Genomic DNA, 17161 nt, shown 5'->3' with positions numbered 1-17161 from the left:
GCCGCTCCCCCCCTCTATATACTAGTGGGCAGTGCGGCTGCATTGACTCGAAAGTCCAGCTGCGCCACCCCCGACCCGGGTCGCTTTGAGCGGAATCCTGAAATGAGCCAACAGTTTCAACACGATGTTCTGGTAATTGGCAGCGGTGCTGCCGGCTTGAGCCTTGCGCTGACCTTGCCCGGTCATTTGCGCATTGCCGTTCTGAGCAAGGGCAACCTCGCCAATGGCTCGACTTTCTGGGCCCAGGGCGGCGTTGCGGCCGTTCTCGATGACACCGATACCGTTGAGTCCCATGTGGATGACACCCTCAATGCCGGCGGCGGCCTGTGTCATGAGGACGCCGTGCGCTTTACCGTCGAGCACAGCAGGGAAGCGATTCAATGGCTGATCGACCAGGGCGTGCCCTTTACCCGCGATGAACAGTCGAGTAACGAAGATGGCGGGTTCGAGTTCCACCTCACCCGCGAGGGCGGTCACAGCCATCGGCGCATCATCCACGCAGCCGATGCCACCGGCGCTGCCATTTTCACCACCCTGCTCGACCAGGCCCGGAAACGACCGAACATCGAACTGCTGGAGCAGCGGGTTGCGGTTGACCTGATTACCGAGAAACGCCTGGGACTCGAAGGTGATCGCTGCCTCGGCGCCTATGTGCTCAATCGCGGCACCGGCGAAGTCGATACCTACGGCGCCCGCTTTGTGATCCTCGCCTCCGGTGGTGCGGCCAAGGTTTACCTCTACACCAGTAACCCTGACGGCGCCTGCGGCGATGGCATCGCCATGGCCTGGCGCTCGGGCTGCCGGGTGGCGAACCTGGAATTCAACCAGTTCCACCCTACTTGCCTGTATCACCCGCAAGCCAAGAGCTTCCTGGTCACCGAAGCCCTGCGAGGCGAAGGTGCCCACCTGAAGCTACCCAACGGCGAGCGCTTCATGCAGCGCTTCGATCCACGGGCCGAATTGGCCCCACGAGACATCGTCGCCCGGGCCATCGACCATGAAATGAAGCGCCTGGGCATCGACTGCGTCTATCTGGACATCAGCCACAAACCCGAAGCCTTCATCAAGACGCACTTCCCGACGGTGTACGAACGCTGCCTGGAATTTTCCATCGACATCACCAAACAACCGATCCCGGTGGTCCCGGCGGCGCACTACACCTGCGGCGGCGTGATGGTCGATCAACAGGGTCGCACCGATGTGCCCGGGCTGTACGCCATCGGCGAAACCAGTTTCACCGGCCTGCACGGCGCCAACCGCATGGCCAGCAACTCGCTGCTGGAATGTTTCGTCTATGCCCGCTCGGCGGCCGCGGACATTCTCGAACAGTTGCCCCGGGTTCCGATGCCAACGCCCCTTCCCGCCTGGGATGCGAGCCAGGTCACCGATTCCGATGAAGACGTGATCATTGCGCACAACTGGGATGAGCTGCGGCGGTTCATGTGGGACTACGTTGGCATCGTGCGCACCAACAAGCGCCTGCAACGGGCGCAACATCGCGTGCAGCTGTTGCTGGATGAAATCGACGAGTTCTACAGCAACTACAAGGTCAGCCGGGACTTGATCGAGCTGCGCAACCTGGCCCAGGTTGCCGAGCTGATGATTCTGTCAGCCATGGAGCGCAAGGAAAGCCGTGGCCTGCATTACACCCTCGACTACCCGGACATGTTGCCGGTCGCGCTGGACACTATTCTGGTGCCGCCCACCTACGTCGGCTGAACTTGAGCCGCACCCGCAGGCGTCGGTGCACATCCGCCGCCTGCGCATCCCGGGGTACGCAAATGGCCCTGACCCGGCGCTCGCCACGCAGACGGAAACGCAGTACCACCACCAACGGCAGCGCCAGGCTGTCCGGCCTCAGTTGTACGGCCTGCCAACCCCTTGCCCGACTCCACAACTGCCAGCCATCGGCATCGCGCCGCAAGCCGCAAAAGGCCTGCGGGTGCGTCAGCAGGATTTGCCGGGGCAACAGCCAGGCTCCGTGAACCACGCACAGCACGACGCCGAGCAAGCTGGCCCAGACCGGAATCGACAGTAAAAACAACGAACCCAACGCGAACAGCTGGGCCAGAAGATAGGCCGCCAGCAACTGCCGTGAGGCATGCCAGCGGCATTCGAACCCATTACTTGGGCTGGACACGATCCAGGATCATGCGAACCATGCGTTGCAGCTCAGGATCTTCCGATTCGCTGCGTTCCATGAACCAGCCGAACATGTCCTGATCTTCACATTCGAGCAACCTGACATAGCAGGCGCGATCAACCTCGTTGAGGTGCCGATAAACCTCTTTCACAAACGGCACCAGCAACACATCAAGCTCAAGCATGCCGCGGCGGCTGTGCCAATAGAGGCGGTTCAGTTCAACATCTTCGACCATGGAGCGCTCCTCAAATAGGCCGCAAGTATACAGGCCCGCGCCCCGTCGAACAGTCGGCTTTGGTCGGCCACCGTCGAGCCTTTGTTAACTACCCATTTCGAAGGCGGCCCCTTATGATGTCCATCAGACTTTTTACCCTGCGATGACCCATGGCCGATTCTGCTTTTTTCTGCACCCTTTCTCATGAAGGTGTTCTCGCGGTCCGCGGCGCGGACGCCAGCAAATTCCTGCAAGGCCAACTGACCTGCAACCTCAACTACCTGAGCGATTCCCGGGCCAGCCTCGGTGCCCGCTGCACGCAAAAAGGCCGGATGCAATCGAGTTTCCGCATCCTGCTCGAGGGTGACGGCGTGGTCCTGGCCATGGCCACCGAATTGCTCGAACCGCAACTGGCGGACCTGAAAAAATACGCGGTATTTTCCAAGTCGAAACTGACCGACGAAAGTGCCGCCTGGGTCCGCTTCGGCGTCGACCATGGCGACGCCGCACTGGTCAGCCTCGGTCTGGACCTGCCGGCAGAAGCCGACAGCGTCGTGCGCAACGATGGACTGATCGCCATCCGCGTCTCGCCTGATCGTGCCGAACTGTGGGTTGCCGCCGGTCAAGCCGATGCGGTCAAAGGCAAGCTTTCGGCTGTGCTGAGCGAAGGCGATCTGAATCAATGGCTGCTGGGCCAGGTCCGCGCCGGAATCGGCCAGGTCATGCCCGGCACCCGCGAGTTGTTCATCCCCCAGATGCTCAACCTGCAAGCGGTCGGTGGCGTGAGTTTCAAGAAAGGTTGCTACACCGGGCAGGAAATCGTCGCGCGGATGCAGTACCTGGGCAAACTCAAGCGCCGCCTGTATCGCCTGCAACTGGCTGCCGGCGAACTGCCTGAGCCGGGTACCCCGCTGTTTTCCCCGACCCACGGCAGCGCCATCGGCGAAGTGGTGCTGGCGGCCCGCGCCGGACAGAACATTGAACTCCTGGCTGTGTTGCAAGCCGAAGCAGCAGAAAGTGGAGACATCCACTTGGGCGCGCTCGAAGGGCCGTCCTTGCAGCTGCTCGACCTGCCTTATGAACTGGACCGCGACCGCGAAATCCAGCAATAACGGCAGTACTTGGCGCGACACCTAGAGAGACTAAATGAGCAAGCTGGCGGAAAAGGTCCAACAGGATTTGGTTGAGGCCATCAATAACGATGACCTGGTTCTGCCAACGTTACCGGAAGTGGCCCTGCAGATTCGCAAGGCCGCGGAAAACCCGGAAGTCAGCGTCAGTACCCTGAGCAAAGTGATCGGCCGTGATACCGCGCTGTCGGCACGCCTGATCAAAGTGGTCAACAGCCCACTGTTGCGCGCGACCCAGGAAGTGACCGATCTGCATACCGCGATCACCCGCCTGGGCATCAACTACAGCTGTAACCTGGCGATCGGCCTGGTCATGGAGCAGATTTTCCATGCCCGCTCCGATGTGGTGGAACAGAAAATGCGCGATGTCTGGCGTAAAAGCCTGGAAATCGCCGGCGTCAGCTACGCCTTGTGCCGCAGTTGCACCCGACTAAAGCCCGATCAGGCGGCCCTTGGCGGCCTGGTGCACCAGATCGGCGTGCTGCCGATCCTGACCTACGCCGAAGATCACTACGAGCTGCTGTCCGACCCGGTCAGCCTCAACCATGTGATCGACCGGATTCATCCGCTAATCGGCGAAAAACTGCTCAGGGTCTGGGAATTTCCCGACATGCTGGTGCAAGTGCCGCGGCTATACCTGAACTTCAAGCGCCAGTCTGCGCAGGTCGACTATGTGGATCTGGTACAGGTGGCCAGCCTGTATTGCCTGCAGGACACCGATCACCCGCTCGCCAGTACCGATGCGTTGAACGTACCGGCCTACAAGGCACTTGGAATCGATTTTGACGACAAGGCGATGTGCGCCGACCTGGAAGAAACGCGCACGATGTTTTACTGATCAAAGACCGCGTTGCCCCCTTCGCGAGCAAGCCCGCTCCCACATTGAACCGAGTCGCCGCTGATCAAATGTGGGAGCGGGCTTGCTCGCGAAGGGGCCTGAACAGACGCGGCATCAATCCCCCGCAACAAAACTCACCCGCACCTTCAACCCCGCCCGCTCGCCATCGTGCAGGCTGATCTGGGCCAGATGCGCGCGGCAGATCTCACCGACAATCGCCAACCCCAATCCGGAACCGGCCACTTGCTGATTGCGGCGATAAAAGCGCTCGAATACCCGATCGCGTTCTTCAAGAGGTATGCCGGGGCCATCATCTTCGACTTCCAGCACGGCGGGCGCCGAGACCCGCAGAATCACGTTGCCACCCGGCGGCGTGTGGGCCAGTGCGTTATCCACCAGATTGCTCAGCAGCTCGTTCAATAACGTCGGCTCGCCCCGCAGCCAGACCGGCTCATCCGCCTCCAGCGCCAGCGCGATACCACGCTTGTGGGCCAACGGCGCCATGGCCATGCCCAGCTCCCGTGCCAACTGACTCAGGTCGAGTAACTGCGCGCCGCCCTCGGCAATCGCCCGTGCGCCATTTTCGACCCGCGCCAGGGAAAGCAACTGATTGGCCAGATGAGTCAATCGATCAGTGCTCTGGGCGGCATTCTCCAGGGTGCTGCGCCAGACATCGGGCTCAGCCGAGCGCTGGCCCAGCTCCAGGCGCGCCTTGAGTGCCGCCAGCGGAGTGCGCAGTTCGTGGGCGGCATCGGCGATGAATTGCGCCTGCTTCTCGAACTGGCCACGCAAGCGCTCGGTAAAGTGATTGAGTGCGCGCACCAGCGGCCACAATTCGCGCTGCACTTCCACCAAAGGCAAGGGGCGCAGATCGTCCGGCTGGCGCTCTTCCACCGCCGTGCGCAAGCGCTCCAGCGGGCGCAACGCAGCACTCACCGCGAACCACACCAGCATCAACGCACCGATTGCCAGCATGCCCAGGCGCAGCAAAGTATCCGCCGCCAGACTGCGGGCCATGCTGACGCGCGCCTCATCGGTTTCCGCCACGCGAATTTCCGCCATGCCGTTCATGTTCGGCTCGCTCACGGGCTTGAGCAGGCTCACCACGCGCACGTTCTGCCCACGGTACTGGGCGTTGTAGAAACGTGCGAGCGCCGGATAGTCATCGGTGCGCGGCGTTCCCGGCGGTGGCGCGGGCAGGTTTTCGTAACCGGAAATCAGCTTCTGATTGATGTCGTTGACCAGGTAGAAAATTCGCCCGGCACTGTCGTAGGCAAAGGTATCGAGGGCCACGTAGGGCACGTCGGCACTCAGGGTGCCGTCGCGCTGGGAGACGCCCGCAGCGATGGTTCGCGCCGACGCCAGCAGGGTCCGGTCATAGGCCGTATCGGCAGCTTCGCGTCCGTTCCAGTAGGCGCTCAAACCACTGGCCAGCATCAACACCACCAGCAGCAGCGCCAGGTTCCACAGCAACCTCCAGCGCAGGCTGCTGGGCTTATGCATCGCGGCTTTCCAGCAAGTAACCGAGGCCGCGGAAGGTCACGATGGCGACCGGCTGACCGTCGAGTTTCTTGCGCAGGCGGTGCACGTAGATTTCGATGGCATCGGGGCTGGCTTCTTCGTCGAGGCCGAACACTTGCGACGCCAGCTGCTCCTTGCTCATCACCCGACCGGGGCGCGCGATCAGGGCTTCGAGCACGGCCTGTTCGCGGGAGGTCAGGGTCAGCAATTCTTCCCCGAGGGTGAAACGCCGGGTTTCCAGGTCGTAGGCCAGCACACCGCAACGCTGAATGCGCTCACCGCCCAGCACGCTGCGGCGCAACAAGGCTTTGACCCGGGCTTCGAGTTCGGTCAGTTCGAACGGCTTGGCCAGGTAGTCGTCGGCGCCGAGGTTGAGGCCGTGGACCCGGTCCTTGACGTCGCTGCGGGCGGTCAGCATCAACACCGGCAGGTTCTTGCCCCGCGCCCGCAAACGCGCCAGCACTTCGAAACCATCCATGCGCGGCAAGCCGACGTCGAGGATCGCCATGGCGTATTCCTCGCTGCCCAGCGCCAGGTCGGCTGCCACGCCATCGTGCAAAACGTCCACGGTCAGCCCGGTGCTCTTGAGCGCCTGGGCGACACTTTCGGCGAGCTGCAAATGGTCTTCGACGAGCAGAACACGCATGGATCTTTACCTCATTCCGGGATGGTCGACGCCATTCTCTGGCGCGAAGTTTACAGCCGCAACCGCCGCTGTGAAGCCCGAAAACCGTGAAAGTCAGCTGAAAGGTTAGCGAAAGGTTAGCCCGTTACAGTCCAGCCACGGACAGTTTCGACTGCCGTCGCTGCAGCCACACAGCGATACGAAAAACGCCTCGAAGCGTTTTCGACAAATAAGAACAATAAACGGAGTAAGTCATCCATGCAGTCCCTGCAGACCCAGGCTATCGCGCCTGCCCGCCTCTCCCGTTTCAGCCACACTGCGCTTGCCAGCGCTGCCGCCCTTGCCGGCTTTTCACCGTTGAGCCAGGCCGCATTCTTCGAAGACAGCTCGGCCACTTTCGAAACCCGCAACATGTACTTCAATCGCGACTTTCGCGACGGCACCAGCGCCCAACAGTCCAAGCGTGACGAGTGGGCCCAGGGGTTCATGCTCAATCTGAAATCAGGCTACACCGACGGCACCGTGGGGTTCGGTGTCGATGCGCTGGGCATGATGGGGGTCAAGCTCGATTCGAGCCCGGACCGTACCGGTACCGGCCTGCTGCCGACCGACGATGGGCGCGCCGTCGACGAATACTCCAAGCTCGGCCTGACCGGCAAAATGAAAATCTCCGCCAGCGAGCTGAAAGTCGGCACCCTGATCCCGGAACTGCCGATCCTCAAGCCCAATGACGGGCGCATCCTGCCGCAGACCTTCGAGGGCGGCATGCTGACCTCCAAAGAGCTCAAGAACCTGACCTTCACCGGCGGGCGTCTGGATAAAGCCAAGGACCGTGACAGCACCGACTTCGAGGACATTGCCCTCAACAACAAGAACGGCCGTTTCGCTGGCACCGTGGCCGGCAAGCACTTTGATTTTGGCGGCCTGGACTACAAGCTCACCGACAAGATCACCGGCAGCTACCACTTCGCGCAACTCGATGAAGTCTACAACCAGCATTTCCTCGGCTTGATCGCTTCGCAGCCATTCGGCCCCGGCACCTTTGCCACCGACCTGCGGTTTGCCATCAGTGATGACCAGGGCGAGGCCCGTGGCGGCAAGATCGACAACAAGTCCCTCAACGGCCTGGTGAGTTACGCCTTGAGTGGCCACAAGTTCAGCGCGGGCTACCAGCACATGTCCGGCGACAGTGCATTCCCGTATGTGGATGGCGCCGACCCGTACCTGGTGAACTTCGTGCAGATCAACGACTTTGCCGGCGCCGAAGAACGCTCCTGGCAAGCCCGTTATGACTTCGACTTCGTCACCCTCGGCGTCCCCGGTCTGACCTTCATGAGCCGTTACGTGAGCGGTGACAACATCAAGCTCAAGAACGGTGACGAAGGCAAAGAGTGGGAACGCAACTCCGAGATTAAATATGTTGTACAAAGCGGCGCGCTCAAGGATGTCGCCGTGCGCCTGCGCAATGCCACCTACCGCTCCAACTACTCTGCTCGCGATGCCGATGAAGTGCGTCTGCTGGTGAGCTATAGCGTTGCCCTTTGGTAATTCAGTGCGTCCATAACAACAACTCCCAAGGAGACTTGAATGAACCTGTCAATGCGTAAAATTGCCCTCGCGGCCAGCGTACTGCTGTTTACCGGCCATGCGCTTGCCGAACCCAAACGCCCGGAATGCATCGCCCCGGCCTCGCCCGGCGGTGGTTTCGACCTGACCTGCAAACTGGCGCAAAGCGCGCTGATCAACGAAAAACTGCTGACCAAACCGATGCGCGTGACCTACATGCCCGGCGGCGTTGGCGCAGTGGCCTACAACGCAGTGGTCGCCCAACGTCCGGCCGATGCCGGCACCCTGGTGGCCTGGTCCAGTGGTTCGCTGCTGAACCTGGCCCAGGGCAAGTTCGGCCGTTTCGATGAAAACAACGTGCGCTGGCTCGCCGCTGTCGGCACCAGCTACGGCGCCATCGCGGTGAAAAGCGATTCGCCCTACAAGACCCTGGACGATCTGGTACAGGCGCTGAAGAAAGATCCGAGCAAAGTGGTGATCGGTTCCGGCGGCACCGTCGGCAGCCAGGACTGGATGCAGACCGCCCTCATCGCCAAGGCCGCCGGGATCAACCCCCGTGACCTGCGTTACGTTGCCCTCGAAGGTGGCGGCGAGATTGCTACCGCCCTGCTTGGCGGCCACATCCAGGTCGGCAGCACCGACATCTCCGACTCCATGCCGCACATCCAGAGCGGCGACATGCGCCTGCTGGCGGTGTTCTCCGACAAGCGCCTGGACGAGCCGGAAATGAAGGACATTCCGACAGCCCGCGAGCAAGGCTACGACATCGTCTGGCCGGTGGTTCGCGGCTTCTACCTCGGGCCAAAAGTCAGCGATGAAGACTATGCCTGGTGGAAGGACTCCTTCGACAAGCTGCTGGCCTCCCCCGAGTTCGCCAAGCTGCGCGACCAGCGTGAACTGTTCCCGTTCGCCATGACCGGCCCGGAACTGGACACCTACGTGAAGAAGCAGGTTGCGGACTACAAAGTGCTGGCCAAAGAGTTCGGCCTGATCCAGTGATCGCCTCTGTCTAGCGGCCGCGGCTCCGTTTGGCGGAGTCGCGGCACAGGAGTTCCCCATGCTCTTACAACGCATTTTTGCTTCGGTGCTGTTGCTGGCCTGCCTCAGCCTGGTGGCGATGGCCTGGCCCTACCAGGCACCTTTTTCCTACGAACCGATCGGCCCGCGAGCCTTCCCCCTGCTGATGCTGGGACTGATGGGCCTGGCGCTGGTGTACATGGTGTATCGCCCTTCGCCGATCAAGCACACCGATGAAGAGCCACCGCTGGATCGCGAAACCCTGACCAAAATTGGTGTTTGCGTACTGTTGCTGCTGGTCTTCGCCGGGCTGTTCGAACCGCTGGGCTTCATTCTCAGCAGCATGCTGGTTGGCATACCGATGGCTCGCCTGTACGGCGGACGCTGGCTGCCGGGCGCGATAATCATCAGTCTGATGAGCGTCGGTCTGTACCTGCTGTTCGACAAAGTCATGGACGTGCCACTGCCTCTGGGCCTGCTCGACGTTCTGGAGAACTGATATGGATACGCTTGGTTATTTGAGTCACGGCTTCGGCGTCGCACTAACCCCTTACAACCTGGTGACCGCCCTCAGCGGCACGCTGATCGGCACCGTCGTCGGCCTGCTGCCGGGGCTGGGGCCGATCAACGGCGTGGCATTGCTGATCCCGATTGCGTTCGCACTGGGCCTGCCGCCGGAGTCGGCATTGATCCTGCTGGCGGCGGTGTATCTGGGTTGCGAATACGGCGGCCGGATCAGTTCGATCCTGCTGAACATTCCCGGCGAAGCCTCCACCGTGATGACGACCCTCGACGGCTACCCGATGGCCCGTCAAGGCCTGGCCGGTGTTGCCCTGTCGCTGTCGGCCTGGAGTTCGTTCATCGGCGCTTTCATTGCCACCTGCGGGATGGTGGTGTTCGCGCCGATGCTGGCGAAATGGGCGATTGCCTTCGGCCCGGCGGAATACTTCGTGCTGATGGTGTTTGCGATTGTCTGTCTCGGCGGCATGGCCGGCGACCGCCCGCTCAAGACCTTCATCGCCGCGCTGATCGGGCTGTTTCTGTCGACGGTCGGCATTGACGCCAACAGCGGTGTGTACCGCTTCACCGGCGATAACATCCACCTCACCGACGGCATTCAATTCGTAGTGCTGGTGCTGGGCCTGTTCTCCATCAGTGAAATCCTGTTGCTGCTGGAAAAAACCCACCGTGGCCAGGAAGCCTTCCAGGCGACCGGGCGCATGCTGTTCAACTTCAAGGAAGCCGCTTCGGTGTTCTGGGTGAACATGCGTTGTGGCGTGCTCGGTTTCATCATGGGCGTACTGCCCGGCGCAGGTGCAACGCTGGCCAGTGCGGTGGCCTACATGACCGAGAAACGCATTGCCGGCCCAAGCGGCAAATTCGGCCAGGGCGACAAACGCGGCCTCGCTGCCCCGGAAACCGCCATCGGTGCCGAAGCCTGCGGTGCGTTGGTGCCGATGCTGACCCTCGGTGTTCCCGGCTCGGGCACCACGGCGGTGATGATCGGTGCGCTGTCGCTGTACAACATCACGCCCGGCCCCCTGCTGTTCCAACAGCAACCGGACATCGTCTGGGGCCTGATAGCGTCATTGTTTATCGCCAACATCATGCTGGTGATCCTCAATATCCCGATGATCCGCATCTTCACCAAAATCCTCGCCGTGCCGAACTGGGCGCTGGTGCCGATGATTGCGATCATCACCGCTATCGGCGTGTACGCGGTGCATGCCACCACCTTCGACCTGTTCCTGATGATCGGTATCGGCATCTTCGGCTACATCCTGCGCAAGCTCGACTTCCCGCTGTCGCCGGTGCTGCTGGGTTTCATCCTTGGCGGCTTGATGGAGCAGAACCTGCGTCGAGCGTTGTCGATCTCCAACGGTTCGCTGGACATCCTCTGGTCGAGCGGTATCACCGTCGGTGTCTGGGGGTTGATCGTGGTCATGTTGCTGGTGCCGATTGTGCGGATCTGGCGTAAACGCTCAGTGGCGCAACGCGTTGTCGCCGATGTCTGATCGGTCCCCCTTCAAACTCTGGTGGGGAACCCCGCTGGTCGGCCTGCTGGGCGGTTATCTCGCCAGCCAGGTCGGCTGGCCTTTGCCGTGGATGGTCGGCTCGTTGCTGGCGATCATCCTCGTGCGCTGCCTGACACCCTGGCAATTGGCCGAAATCCCTGGCGGACGCAAGTGCGGCCAGTGGATCGTCGGTATCGGCATCGGCCTGCACTTCACCCCGGTGGTGATGGAGCAGGTGCTGAGTCATTTCGGTTTGATTTTCTTTGGTGCGTTGGTCACCAGCCTGTCCGCCGTGGTCGGCGTGTGGCTGATGCGCCGTACCGGAGAAGATCGCGCCACGGCGTTCTTTTCCAGCATGCCCGGCGGTTCCGGGGAGATGGTCAACCTCGGCGCCCGCAATGGTGCGGTACTCAGCCGTGTGGCGGCGGGGCAGAGTTTGCGGGTGTTGGTCGTGGTGCTGTGCGTGCCGGCAGCCTTCAAGTATTTGTTGGGCGACGGTGCGCCGATTTCCCACGCTGGCAGCATCGATTGGCGCTGGCTGGCGGTATTGTTTCCCGCTGGCGCGTTGGCGGCCTGGATCTGGGAGCGCCTGCGTCAACCCAACCCCTGGCTGTTCGGGCCGTTGCTGGTCAGTGCGGCCGTCAGCATCGGCTGGGACCTGCACATCGGCTTGCCCGACGGCGGTAGCCAGATTGGCCAATGGTTGATCGGCAGCGGTCTGGGCTGTCACTTCAACCGGCAGTTTTTCCGGCGTGCGCCGTCGTTCATGGGGCGCACCCTGATCGGCACGGTGTTGACCATGCTGATCGCCACGGCGGCGGCATTGGGTTTGAGTGCGCTGACCCATCTGGATCTGCGCTCACTGACCTTGGGCATGATGCCCGGCGGGATTGCCGAGATGAGCCTGACAGCGGAAACCCTGCAACTGTCGGTGCCGCTGGTGACGGCGATGCAGGTGATGCGGCTGTTGTTTGTGTTGTTTCTGGCGGAGCCGTTGTTCAAGTACTGGAACCGGGGTCCGGATTCAGTCTGATAGACCGAGTTGCCTTCATCGCGAGCAAGCTCGCTCCCACAGGGTTCGCGTGATCCTTGCTCGCGATGGGGCCCTCTTGCTCAGCCCATCAAACCGGCGGCAACCGCCACTCGATCGGCGTCTCGCCATTCTGCTCCAGAAACTTGTTGGTCCGGCTGAAGTGCCCGCAACCGAGAAAGCCGCGATAGGCCGACAGCGGTGACGGATGCACCGAGGTCAACACCAGATGCTTGGTCGCATCGATCAGCTTCTGCTTGCTCTGGGCATGGGCGCCCCACAGCATGAACACCAGGTGCGGTTGCTGCTGGCTGACCACTTCAATGACCCGATCGGTGAAAAACTGCCAGCCCTTGTCCTTGTGCGCATTGGCGTTGGCACGCTCGACGGTCATGGTGGTGTTGAGCATCAGCACGCCCTGATCGGCCCAGCTTTGCAAGTAGCCATGGTTGGGAATGTCGATGTTCAGGTCGCGTTTGAGCTCTTTGTAAATGTTCACCAGCGACGGCGGCGCCGGCACGCCCGGTTGCACCGAGAAGCACAAGCCATGGGCCTGGCCCGGGCCGTGATAAGGGTCCTGCCCGAGGATCACTACCTTGACCTTGTCCAGCGGCGTGGAATTGAGCGCGTTGAAAATCATCGGCCCCGGCGGATAGATCTCCTTACCGGCCGCCCGCTCCTGTTGCAGGAAGTTTCGCAACTCTGTCATGTAGGGCTGGTCGAATTCGGCACGCAGTGCCTCCTTCCAGCCCGGTTCGAGTTTGATACGGTCGTCAGCAGTCATGGTTACATCCGGAAAAAACAATGGGGCGAACCCTAGGAAAGCGCATCACGCTTGTCAATTGATCTGACGCAGATCCGGCACTTTCCCACACAGCGATCATACTTAACCCTCAAATTCCCGATCGAGGTCACGATGAATCTGCACTTCGAAGAACTCACCGGCACCGACGGCGCGCGCATCGGCATCGCCAGCCTGGATGCCGAAAAGTCCCTGAACGCCCTGTCCCTGCCGATGATCAACGCCCTGCGCGACCGAATGGGGGCCTGGGCCAAGGATCCGCAGATCGTCTGCGTTCTATTGCGCGGCAACGGTGCCAAGGCCTTTTGCGCCGGCGGCGAAGTGCGCAGCCTGGTGGAAGCCTGTCGCGTCCATCCGGGCGAAGTACCGCCACTGGCCGCGCAGTTCTTTGCGGCGGAATATCGCCTGGATTTCAAACTTCATACCTACCCGAAACCGCTGATCTGCTGGGGCCACGGCTATGTGCTCGGCGGTGGCATGGGACTGTTGCAAGGGGCAGGCATCCGCATCGTCACACCGAGCAGCCGCTTGGCCATGCCGGAGATCAGCATCGGCCTGTACCCGGACGTTGGCGCCAGTTGGTTTCTGTCGCGCCTGCCCGGCAAGCTCGGGTTGTTCCTGGGCCTGACCGGTGCGCACATGAACGGCCGCGATGCCATTGACCTGGACCTGGCCGATCGTTTCCTGCTCGATGAGCAGCAGCCGCAATTGATCGAAGGCCTGTTGCAATTGAACTGGCAGGAACAGACACCCATGCAGCTCAACAGCCTGCTCAAGGCCTTGCAGCAGGAAGCCGTGGCGCAGATGCCCGAAGCCCAGTGGCTGCCGCGCCGCCAGCAGATCGACGAACTGCTGGATGTCAGCGACGTGCGTTGCGCATGGAAGGCCATCAGCGCCTTGCGCGATCACACCGACCTGTTGCTGAGTCGCGCAGCCAGGACCCTGAGCGAAGGCGCTCCGCTGACCGCTCGTCTGGTGTGGGAGCAGATCATTCGTGCCCGACACCTGTCATTGGCCGAAGTCTTCCAGATGGAATACACCCTGAGCCTCAACTGCTGTCGGCATCCGGAATTCAGCGAAGGCGTACGTGCCCGGTTGATCGACAAGGATCAGAAACCGCATTGGCACTGGCCGGACATCAACAACGTGCCGGACGCGGTGGTAGAGGCGCATTTTCACAAGGCGTGGGAAGGTCGGCATCCGCTGGCGGATTTGTCCGAATACTGAAAACTGCACACAACACTGTGGGAGCGGCGGTGCGACGATTCGACTTGCTCGCGAAAGCGTCATCTCAGCAACATTGATGTTGACTGACACTCCGCCTTCGCGAGCAAGTCGAATCGTCGCACCGCCGCTCCCACATTCAGAGTTGTGTTTTGTACAAAGCTATCGGTGGCCGCCCCGCCCGCTGCGATAGCCTCGACCGTTACCGCGATAGTCGTTGTTCCAGTTCCCGCGGTTACGGCCGTCCCAGCCATGGTTCTGATGCGTGCGGTAGTCGCCACGCGACGGCTGATAGTAACGAGGGGCCGACTGGTAATGGCGCGATGGTTGATACATCCGCGGCTGCGAGTAATAGCGCGACGGTTGATAGATCCGTGGCTGTGAGTAATAGCGCGGTGTCGGCTGGTAATACCGCGCTGGCGGCACGTAGTACCGGGGCGGCGGTGTGTAGTAACCGCCACCATTGGAGTAGTAGGAACTCCCCCCGGCGTAATAGGTTGGCGATGGCGAGGTATAGACCTCGGAACTGTAGTAACTGCCTCCTTCATCGTAATAAGGCACGCACCCACCAAGGGACAATCCCAACACAGCTAGCAGAAGAATTCGACAGAGCATGGCGGCCTCCTGGACCGCGGGTAAGCCACACCAGCGACGCTGGCAGGCGACAGACAAATGTTCGGTGACTGTCGAAAGATCAGACACCGAATTCGGAATCTGGTGCGTCCTTGAAACAAGTGGAAACATCTGGCCGATGAAAGGTTTTTCATCCATTCGCGCCCTGATTAACGGTGGCCACCTCGATGTCCACCGCCATGATGTCCGCCGCCGTGGCCACGGTAGTAACCATGCCCACCGTAGTAATAGGAGCGATAACCACCGTAATAACGCGGACCGTAGTAACCGTAGTAATAGGGCGAGTAGTAGCCGGGGTAGTAATAAGGTCCCCCGTAGACGTCGGCAGGACCGGCGTAGTAGTAGCAGCCAGACAATCCAAGACCCAGTACTGCACCTAACAATAATCGACGCAACATGGCGGCCTCCGTAAAGACCTGTAACAGCAGTCGGCACGCTCCGACTTACACCTGTTTTGACTGGCAATCCCCTGCCAAGTGCGACGTTGCACCCACCGTCTGATCAGCGGCGGACAGGTTCCAATGCGGTGCACACGAGCACCATCAAAGTGCCGCCTCATTCACGCTGGCGGCGGGCGTAACCCTTCGTGGAATGTGGGAACGACCATTCGCGGCACACATGGAGCAGTTATTTCCCCGCAGTGCCATTAGAATGCAACCATCGGATGACTGCCAATGGAACTGCCATGCCGCTTCGCTCGCCGCTGTACTCTCAACGTTCGTTGGTGCTCACGCTGGTCGCATTGCTGGGCGCAGGTTTCCTCGCCACCTCCTTCCTCAGTTACTACGCCTCCCGGGCCTCGATCCGCGACAACATCGTCAACACCGAACTGCCGCTGACGTCGGATACGGTCTACTCGGAAATCCAGAAAGACCTTGTCAGGCCGATCCTGATTTCCTCGATGATGGCTCGCGACACCTTCATGCGCGACTGGGTGGTCAATGGTGAAAAGGATTCCGACCAGATGACCCGTTACCTCAACGAGGTCATGACCCACTACGGCGCCTACACCGCGTTTTTCGTCTCCAACACCAGCCTGACCTACTACCACGCCAAGGGTGTGCTCAAGCAGGTCAAGGCCACCGAGCCCCGCGATGCCTGGTACTTCCGTGTGCGGGACATGAAGGATCCGTACGAGATCAACGTCGACCCGGACCTCGCCAACAAGGACAACCTGACCTTCTTCATCAACTACAAGGTCTACGACTACGACAGCCGATTCATCGGCGCGGCCGGGGTTGGCCTGACCGTCGACGCCGTGATCAAGCTGATCGACAAGTACCAGCAGCGTTATCAACGCAGTGTGTATTTCGTCGACAACTTCGGGCGCCTGGTGCTCACCGGCGCCGAAGGGGGGCCGCAGGGCGCGCACATCGGGCAGAAACTCAGTGAACTCGACAGCATGAAAGACCTGGTCAGCCGGCTGCCCAAACCCCACAGCGGCAGCTATGAATACTCCGTGCAGGGCCAGGGGCATTTCCTCAACGTGCGGTTTATCCCGGAGCTGAACTGGTACCTGTTCGTCGACAAACGCGAAGACAGCGCCCTCGGTGAAATCCGCCAGTCGCTGTACCTCAACCTGCTGATCTGCCTGCTGGTCACCTTGATCGTGCTGGCCCTGCTCAACCGGGTGATCAAACGCTATCAGGACAAGATCCAGGCCCAGGCCATCCTCGACAGCCTGACCGAACTGCCCAACCGTCGTGGCTTCGACCTGCTGGCCGCGCAGGCCATGCACGAAGCCCGGCGCGAGCCCAAGCCGCTGACCGCTTTGCTGCTGGACCTGGACCACTTCAAGGCGCTGAACGACACCTACGGCCACCTGGCCGGCGACCAGGTACTGATCGGTTTCGCCCGGGATCTGGAAAGTTGCCTGCGGCACTCCGACATCGTCTGCCGCTGGGGTGGTGAAGAGTTCATCGTGCTGCTCAAGGACACCGACGGTAAGACCGGCCTGATGATTGCCGAGAAAATTCGCCAGCACGTGGAACAACAGCGCTATGCCTACAACAGTAAGGCCTTGCATGTGACCGTCAGCATCGGCCTCACCACCCAGCAGCCCGATGACACCTTGCACAGCCTGCTGTCACGGGCGGATCATGCGATGTATCGGGCCAAGCAAACTGGCCGTAACCGAACCTGCGTGGAAAAACCTCACTTCAGCTATGAACCAGCCTGACTTCTGCCCGGCCTGCGGTGCACCCAACGACTGCACCCTGGCCGACCCGCGAACCGCCGACCGCGCCTGCTGGTGCTACGGCGTCAGCATCGACCCGGCTGTGCTCCAGGCGCTGCCGGTGGAACTGCGCGACGCCTCGTGCCTGTGCCCGCGCTGCGCTGAGGTCGAGGCGCAGTTGCAAGCAGCGTCCGGGTCGATCAAGTAAGATGCGCGCCCCTGTCCTT

General features: G+C 61.2%; 18 protein-coding genes. 11 read left to right on the top strand and 7 right to left on the bottom strand.

The window, feature by feature from the left end; genetic code table 11:
* Positions 1-102 precede the first annotated feature (102 nt).
* Positions 103-1719: an L-aspartate oxidase gene (nadB, locus tag KGB20_RS16865; protein WP_057716024.1), complete on the top strand. Its 1617-nt coding sequence runs from the start codon at positions 103-105 to the stop codon at positions 1717-1719.
* Here nadB and KGB20_RS16860 read toward each other — a convergent pair.
* A complete protein-coding gene (locus KGB20_RS16860; protein ID WP_154947593.1) occupies positions 1688-2140 on the bottom strand; it encodes a protein YgfX in 453 nt (150 codons plus the stop codon). The genes nadB and KGB20_RS16860 overlap by 32 nt on opposite strands.
* Positions 2124-2378 (bottom strand): succinate dehydrogenase assembly factor 2, encoded by a 255-nt coding sequence (locus KGB20_RS16855; RefSeq protein ID WP_057716026.1) that lies wholly within the window; start codon positions 2376-2378, stop codon positions 2124-2126. The genes KGB20_RS16860 and KGB20_RS16855 overlap by 17 nt, the downstream gene beginning before the upstream one ends.
* Before the next feature lie 149 nt (positions 2379-2527).
* Here KGB20_RS16855 and KGB20_RS16850 point away from each other — a divergent pair, with 149 nt between their 5' ends.
* Both KGB20_RS16850 and KGB20_RS16845 read left to right on the top strand, forming a co-directional pair.
* Positions 2528-3469, top strand: a complete 942-nt coding sequence (locus KGB20_RS16850) for a YgfZ/GcvT domain-containing protein (protein ID WP_150814283.1) — start codon at positions 2528-2530, stop codon at positions 3467-3469.
* 34 nt (positions 3470-3503) lie between these two features.
* On the top strand, positions 3504-4325 hold the full coding sequence (locus KGB20_RS16845; RefSeq protein ID WP_057716028.1) for an HDOD domain-containing protein: 822 nt from the start codon (positions 3504-3506) through the stop codon (positions 4323-4325).
* Positions 4326-4439: 114 nt separating this feature from the next.
* Here the strand turns inward: KGB20_RS16845 and KGB20_RS16840 are convergent, their stop codons facing one another.
* Positions 4440-5828, bottom strand: a complete 1389-nt coding sequence (locus tag KGB20_RS16840; protein ID WP_150814282.1) for a sensor histidine kinase — start codon at positions 5826-5828, stop codon at positions 4440-4442.
* Positions 5821-6492 carry a response regulator gene (locus tag KGB20_RS16835; protein ID WP_007979804.1) on the bottom strand — a complete coding sequence of 224 codons (672 nt, stop codon included), beginning with the start codon at positions 6490-6492 and terminating at the stop codon, positions 5821-5823. The genes KGB20_RS16840 and KGB20_RS16835 overlap by 8 nt, the downstream gene beginning before the upstream one ends.
* 237 nt (positions 6493-6729) lie before the next feature.
* Between KGB20_RS16835 and KGB20_RS16830 the strand changes: the two genes are divergently transcribed.
* From KGB20_RS16830 to KGB20_RS16810, 5 genes are read left to right on the top strand one after another with little or no spacing between them, the layout of a single operon-like run.
* Positions 6730-8019 (top strand): OprD family porin, encoded by a 1290-nt coding sequence (locus tag KGB20_RS16830; RefSeq protein ID WP_154947595.1) that lies wholly within the window; start codon positions 6730-6732, stop codon positions 8017-8019.
* A 39-nt stretch (positions 8020-8058) separates the two neighbouring features.
* Positions 8059-9036 carry a Bug family tripartite tricarboxylate transporter substrate binding protein gene (locus KGB20_RS16825; protein ID WP_154947596.1) on the top strand — a complete coding sequence of 326 codons (978 nt, stop codon included), beginning with the start codon at positions 8059-8061 and terminating at the stop codon, positions 9034-9036.
* A gap of 58 nt (positions 9037-9094) precedes the next feature.
* Entirely contained in the window at positions 9095-9553 is a 459-nt protein-coding gene (locus tag KGB20_RS16820; RefSeq protein WP_057716032.1) for a tripartite tricarboxylate transporter TctB family protein, read from the top strand.
* A gap of 1 nt (position 9554) precedes the next feature.
* Positions 9555-11069 (top strand): tripartite tricarboxylate transporter permease, encoded by a 1515-nt coding sequence (locus KGB20_RS16815; RefSeq protein WP_150814280.1) that lies wholly within the window; start codon positions 9555-9557, stop codon positions 11067-11069.
* Positions 11062-12102, top strand: a complete 1041-nt coding sequence (locus KGB20_RS16810) for an AbrB family transcriptional regulator (RefSeq protein WP_150814279.1) — start codon at positions 11062-11064, stop codon at positions 12100-12102. The genes KGB20_RS16815 and KGB20_RS16810 overlap by 8 nt, the downstream gene beginning before the upstream one ends.
* An 88-nt stretch (positions 12103-12190) precedes the next feature.
* On the opposite strand, the gene ung is transcribed toward KGB20_RS16810, so the two are convergent.
* Positions 12191-12883 carry a uracil-DNA glycosylase gene (gene ung, locus KGB20_RS16805; RefSeq protein WP_154947597.1) on the bottom strand — a complete coding sequence of 231 codons (693 nt, stop codon included), beginning with the start codon at positions 12881-12883 and terminating at the stop codon, positions 12191-12193.
* Positions 12884-13015: 132 nt separating this feature from the next.
* On the opposite strand from ung, the gene KGB20_RS16800 reads away from it, so the two are divergent.
* Positions 13016-14128, top strand: coding sequence for an enoyl-CoA hydratase/isomerase family protein (locus KGB20_RS16800; RefSeq protein ID WP_154947598.1), 1113 nt, complete (start codon positions 13016-13018; stop codon positions 14126-14128).
* A 159-nt stretch (positions 14129-14287) separates the two neighbouring features.
* Here KGB20_RS16800 and KGB20_RS16795 read toward each other — a convergent pair whose 3' ends face one another.
* Positions 14288-14740: a hypothetical protein gene (locus tag KGB20_RS16795; protein WP_079246795.1), complete on the bottom strand. Its 453-nt coding sequence runs from the start codon at positions 14738-14740 to the stop codon at positions 14288-14290.
* A 167-nt stretch (positions 14741-14907) separates the two neighbouring features.
* On the bottom strand, positions 14908-15156 hold the full coding sequence (locus KGB20_RS16790; protein ID WP_150727543.1) for a hypothetical protein: 249 nt from the start codon (positions 15154-15156) through the stop codon (positions 14908-14910).
* Positions 15157-15443: 287 nt separating this feature from the next.
* Here KGB20_RS16790 and KGB20_RS16785 point away from each other — a divergent pair, with 287 nt between their 5' ends.
* Together KGB20_RS16785 and KGB20_RS16780 are read left to right on the top strand one after the other, a co-directional pair.
* Positions 15444-16937, top strand: coding sequence for a sensor domain-containing diguanylate cyclase (locus tag KGB20_RS16785; protein WP_154947600.1), 1494 nt, complete (start codon positions 15444-15446; stop codon positions 16935-16937).
* On the top strand, positions 16924-17142 hold the full coding sequence (locus tag KGB20_RS16780) for a cysteine-rich CWC family protein (protein ID WP_154947601.1): 219 nt from the start codon (positions 16924-16926) through the stop codon (positions 17140-17142). The genes KGB20_RS16785 and KGB20_RS16780 overlap by 14 nt, the downstream gene beginning before the upstream one ends.
* Positions 17143-17161: the final 19 nt, after the last annotated feature.

It is taken from the genome of Pseudomonas sp. BF-R-30 (assembly GCF_019956175.1).
Classification (GTDB): domain Bacteria; phylum Pseudomonadota; class Gammaproteobacteria; order Pseudomonadales; family Pseudomonadaceae; genus Aquipseudomonas; species Aquipseudomonas jessenii.
This window is presented reverse-complemented; position numbering and strand designations above follow the sequence as displayed.

Coding starts and splice junctions, on each gene's coding strand:
- nadB (WP_057716024.1), top strand. CDS start 103: ATGAGCCAACAGTTTCAACACGATGTTCTGGTAATTGGCAGCGGTGCT.
- KGB20_RS16855 (WP_057716026.1), bottom strand. CDS start 2,378: ATGGTCGAAGATGTTGAACTGAACCGCCTCTATTGGCACAGCCGCCGC.
- KGB20_RS16850 (WP_150814283.1), top strand. CDS start 2,528: ATGGCCGATTCTGCTTTTTTCTGCACCCTTTCTCATGAAGGTGTTCTC.
- KGB20_RS16845 (WP_057716028.1), top strand. CDS start 3,504: ATGAGCAAGCTGGCGGAAAAGGTCCAACAGGATTTGGTTGAGGCCATC.
- KGB20_RS16840 (WP_150814282.1), bottom strand. CDS start 5,828: ATGCATAAGCCCAGCAGCCTGCGCTGGAGGTTGCTGTGGAACCTGGCG.
- KGB20_RS16835 (WP_007979804.1), bottom strand. CDS start 6,492: ATGCGTGTTCTGCTCGTCGAAGACCATTTGCAGCTCGCCGAAAGTGTC.
- KGB20_RS16830 (WP_154947595.1), top strand. CDS start 6,730: ATGCAGTCCCTGCAGACCCAGGCTATCGCGCCTGCCCGCCTCTCCCGT.
- KGB20_RS16825 (WP_154947596.1), top strand. CDS start 8,059: ATGAACCTGTCAATGCGTAAAATTGCCCTCGCGGCCAGCGTACTGCTG.
- KGB20_RS16820 (WP_057716032.1), top strand. CDS start 9,095: ATGCTCTTACAACGCATTTTTGCTTCGGTGCTGTTGCTGGCCTGCCTC.
- KGB20_RS16815 (WP_150814280.1), top strand. CDS start 9,555: ATGGATACGCTTGGTTATTTGAGTCACGGCTTCGGCGTCGCACTAACC.
- KGB20_RS16810 (WP_150814279.1), top strand. CDS start 11,062: ATGTCTGATCGGTCCCCCTTCAAACTCTGGTGGGGAACCCCGCTGGTC.
- ung (WP_154947597.1), bottom strand. CDS start 12,883: ATGACTGCTGACGACCGTATCAAACTCGAACCGGGCTGGAAGGAGGCA.
- KGB20_RS16800 (WP_154947598.1), top strand. CDS start 13,016: ATGAATCTGCACTTCGAAGAACTCACCGGCACCGACGGCGCGCGCATC.
- KGB20_RS16795 (WP_079246795.1), bottom strand. CDS start 14,740: ATGCTCTGTCGAATTCTTCTGCTAGCTGTGTTGGGATTGTCCCTTGGT.
- KGB20_RS16790 (WP_150727543.1), bottom strand. CDS start 15,156: ATGTTGCGTCGATTATTGTTAGGTGCAGTACTGGGTCTTGGATTGTCT.
- KGB20_RS16785 (WP_154947600.1), top strand. CDS start 15,444: ATGCCGCTTCGCTCGCCGCTGTACTCTCAACGTTCGTTGGTGCTCACG.
- KGB20_RS16780 (WP_154947601.1), top strand. CDS start 16,924: ATGAACCAGCCTGACTTCTGCCCGGCCTGCGGTGCACCCAACGACTGC.